This window comes from Streptomyces sp. NPDC127117, assembly GCF_042677325.1.
GTDB lineage: Bacteria > Actinomycetota > Actinomycetes > Streptomycetales > Streptomycetaceae > Streptomyces.
The window spans coordinates 1-4,013 of sequence record NZ_JBHXTM010000083.1; the positions used below are offsets into that span (position 1 = coordinate 1).

The 4,013-nt window shown below is 72.3% G+C and carries 3 protein-coding genes; 1 reads left to right on the plus strand and 2 read right to left on the minus strand.

What is annotated here, in order from left to right:
- Window positions 1-219 precede the first annotated feature (219 nt).
- Entirely contained in the window at window positions 220-1,335 is a 1,116-nt protein-coding gene (alc, locus tag ACFVH0_RS37890) for an allantoicase (protein ID WP_385827858.1), read from the minus strand.
- Between the two features lie 2 nt (window positions 1,336-1,337).
- Window positions 1,338-2,681 (minus strand): allantoinase AllB, encoded by a 1,344-nt coding sequence (gene allB, locus ACFVH0_RS37895; protein WP_385827860.1) that lies wholly within the window; start codon window positions 2,679-2,681, stop codon window positions 1,338-1,340.
- Between the two features lie 362 nt (window positions 2,682-3,043).
- Between allB and ACFVH0_RS37900 the strand changes: the two genes are divergently transcribed.
- Window positions 3,044-3,844, plus strand: a complete 801-nt coding sequence (locus tag ACFVH0_RS37900) for an IclR family transcriptional regulator (RefSeq protein WP_385827862.1) — start codon at window positions 3,044-3,046, stop codon at window positions 3,842-3,844.
- Window positions 3,845-4,013: the final 169 nt, after the last annotated feature.

Below are 4,013 nucleotides of genomic sequence, written 5' to 3' on the forward strand. Positions count from 1 at the left end.
GCGTCGGCCCCCGCCCGGCACGACCCCCCCGCGGGGCCCCGCCGCGAGCCGATGGCTCCAGGGTCTTTCGTTTGGATCGGGCCGGATCAGGGAGCGGGGTCCGGTGTCGTGCATCGCACGGCGGAGGAGGGAGTCGGGGCAGCGCCCTGGCGACCGACGACAACGCGGCGAGGTGCGGAGCCGGACCCCGCGAGCCCGGCATGATCCAAACGAGAGGCCCTAGCCGCCCAGTTCGCGGTGGCGGGCGGCCAGTCGTGCGGCGCCGTCGCCGGTGGGTGAGCCGAAGAGCCGGAGCCGGGAGATCCCGCCGTCCGGGAAGATGTCGATCCGGACGTGCGTGGCCACGACCGCCTCCGGCAGGACGAAGCGGTGGTCGGTGTCGGGCTGCAGCCGGGTCCGGGGCAGCACCTCGGTCCACTCGCCGCTCTCGCCGTCGCGGGCGAAGAGGCTCGCCCAGCCCGCCGAGTTGCCCTTCAGGTACGCGGTGTCGATCTCGACGGCCCGGATCTCCGACTGCTCGACGAGCCGGTAGCGGATCCAGTCGTTGCCCCTGTCGCGCCGGCGCCGGGTCTCCCAGCCGTCGTCCATCTTGCGGGACCGGCCGGGCTGGATGGTGTTGGTCGCCGGGGAGTAGAAGCGGTCGGAGGCGTCCTCCACCGTGCCGCCGTTCTCCAGGGCGACCAGGTCGAAGGTGCCGAGGGCGGCCAGCCAGGCGGGATCGGGGGCGACCTCGCCGTACACCCGGAGGCGGGCTATCCCGCCGTCGGGGTGCTGGTTGACCCGCAGATGGGTGACGCGCCGCCCGGCCTCGACCGCGAACCCGTTGGCCGCGTGCCCGCCGACGGCCGTACGGGGGACGAGCGTCGTCCACTTCACCCCGGGCGCGAGCAGTGCCCCGGGCGAGGGGGAGCCCGGCACGCAGGCCGCCTCGACGGAGACCGCCTGCGGGTAGTTGCCGCGGAAGTGGGCGGTGTCGACGACGATGCCGCGTACGACTCCGGGGACACCGAGCCGTACCAGCGCCCAGTCGTGGTCCTCGTCCGAGGGGTGCGGCACGTCCGCGCTCGCACCCCGGCGGCGCCGGGTCTCCCAGCCGTCCATGATCTTGCCCTTGTGACCGAAGCGCTCGGGGTCGAACTCGGCGGGCTCCGGCCGGAGCAGGTTCTCGCGCTCGGCGAAGAACTCGTCGTTGGCGGCGATCACACCCGCGCCGAGCCGCCGGTCGGCGAGGTCGACGAGGTCCGTGAAGGGGAAACCGGCGGTGCGGTAGTCGGCGTACGGGTCGCCGCCGCCGTACGGGTCCGCGTCACCGGTGAAGCGGGCTGTCGCCGTCATGGTCAGTGGTTCCTTTCGAGGAGGCGGCCGGTGGGTTCGCCGACGGTGCCCTCGGCCGCTATCCGTACGCCGCGCAGCCAGGTCGACTTCACGACGCCGTGCAGGGTCTTGCCGGCGTAGGCGGTGACCTGGTTGCGGTGGAAGAGTTCGGCGGGGTCGACGGTGAACGTGTCGTCCGGGGCCAGCACCGCGAAATCCGCGTCCCGGCCGGCCTCGATGGCGCCCTTGCGGGTCAGTCCGGCCAGTTCGGCGGGGGCGGCCGACATCCAGCGGGCGACGTCGTCCAGCGAGTGGCCGCGTCTGCGGGCCTCGGTCCAGATGGCGGGCAGCCCCAGCTGGAGGGAGGAGATCCCGCCCCAGGCGGAGGCGAAGTCCGGCGTCTTGAGGTCGGTGGTGCACGGCGAGTGGTCGGAGACGATGCAGTCGATCGTCCCGTCGGCCAGCCCCTCCCACAGCGCGTCCTGGTTGACCGCCTCGCGGATCGGCGGGCAGCACTTGAACTCGGTGGCGCCGTCCGGGACTTCCTCTGCGGTGAGGGTGAGGAAGTGCGGGCAGGACTCCACGGTGACCCGGACGCCCTCACGTTTGGCGGCGGCGATCATCGGCAGTGCGTCGCTGGAGGACAGGTGCAGGACGTGGACCCGGGCGTTCAGCCGCCTGGCGTGCGCGATCAGTCCCTCGATCGCGGTGTTCTCGGCGTCGCGCGGGCGGGAGGCGAGGAAGTCGGCGTACGCGGGCCCGCCGCGCTGCGGGGCGTCGGCCAGGTGGTGCGGGTCCTCGGCGTGCACGATCAGCAGCCCGCCGAAGCCGGCGATCTCCGCCATGGACCGGGCCAGCTGCTCCTGGTCGAGCTCCGGGAACTCCTCGACGCCGGAGGGCGAGAGGAAGCACTTGAAGCCGAACACCCCGGCCTCGTACAGCGGACGCAGGTCCTTCACATTGGACGGGATCGCGCCGCCCCAGAAGCCGGTGTCTATGTGCGCCTTGGACGCGGCCACCTGCTGCTTGGTGCGCAGGTGGCCGACGGTGGTGGTCGGCGGGAGGGAGTTGAGCGGCATGTCGAGCAGCGTGGTGATGCCCCCGGCCGCCGCCGCGCGGGTGGCGGTGCGGAAGCCCTCCCACTCCGTGCGGCCCGGGTCGTTCACATGGACATGTGTGTCGACGATCCCGGGCAGCAGGACGTCGTCCCCGAAGTCCTCCAGCCGGGCGCCGGGCGGCACCTCGGCCCCGTACGGCAGGACGGCGTCGATTCTCCCGTCGGCGACGGCGACCGCTGCGGGGCGCGTCCCGTCCGGGGTGACCACACGCGTCGAGCGCAGTACCAGTTTCACGTCCGCACCGGACACCCGTGCTCCTCACTTCGGACTTTCGGACGCTGATGAATTCAACGAACTGTTGAAGGAGTCTTCACTCGGGATTCGGACCCGTCAAGACCCCACTTTCCCCGTCGGGCGGCCGTCGGGCCACCCCGGGCCCGCAACTGGAGATTTCCACAAAGTAAAAGATACATTTCGGAGGGCGGAACGTAGCATGGGACCAGTACCGGCCCGAAGATCTGCCCCGCCGACTGCCGACACCGGGACAAACGGGCTCTGACCGGCCAGGACGCCGTACCCGGAGCAGTGGGCCGATCGGGAACCGCCCGGTAGGCTGCTGGGTGCCTCGCCGGGCGGGGCACCCGCTCTTCCGCCTCGAAAGGACCGTTGACGTGCCGCCGTCCCACGCCAGCACATCCGACTCCAAGCCCGCCGCTCCCAGCGGTGGTGTGCAGTCCCTTGAGCGTGCCTTCGATCTGCTGGAGCGGATGGCGGACGCGGGGGGTGAGGTCGGGCTGAGCGAACTCTCCGCGAGCAGCGGGCTGCCGCTGCCCACCATCCACCGCCTGATGCGCACGCTGGTGCTCTGCGGATACGTACGCCAGCAGCCCAACCGGCGCTACGCGCTGGGCCCGCGGCTGATCCGGCTCGGCGAGTCCGCGTCCCGGCTCCTCGGCACCTGGGCCCGCCCGTATCTCGCGCGCCTGGTCGAGGAGACCGGCGAGACCGCGAACATGGCGCTGCTCGACGGCGACGAGGTCGTGTACGTGGCGCAGGTGCCGTCCAAGCACTCGATGCGCATGTTCACCGAGGTGGGCCGCCGGGTGCTCCCCCACTCCACCGGGGTCGGCAAGGCGCTGCTGGCGCACACGCCGCCCGAGGAGGTGCGGGCGCTGCTCGCCCGTACCGGGATGCCGGCCGCCACCGAGAAGACGATCACCACCCCCGACGGCTTCCTCGACGCGCTGGAGCAGGTCCGCCGGGTCGGCTACGCGGTCGACGACAACGAGCAGGAGATCGGGGTGCGCTGCCTGGCGGTCTCCGTACCGAACTCGCCCACCTCGGCCGCGATCTCGATCTCCGGTCCGGCGGGCCGGGTGACGGACGCGGCGACGGAGCGGATCGTGCCGATCCTCCAGCAGGCCGCCAAGGAACTCTCCGACGCGCTGGCGAGCAGCGGTTCCGCCGGCTGAGCGTCCCAGGGCGGAACGTGGTGGAGGGGGGGGGGCGCGGCCCCCTAAGCCGAAACTAGTGGAATTGGGGCAACCGAGGGGGGGGGGGCCCCGCGGGGGGGGCGGGGCCCCCCCACGACAACGCGGCGAGGTGCGGCACCGGGGCACACGAGACCGGCATGATCCAAAC

Coding starts and splice junctions, on each gene's coding strand:
- alc (WP_385827858.1), bottom strand. CDS start 1,335: ATGACGGCGACAGCCCGCTTCACCGGTGACGCGGACCCGTACGGCGGC.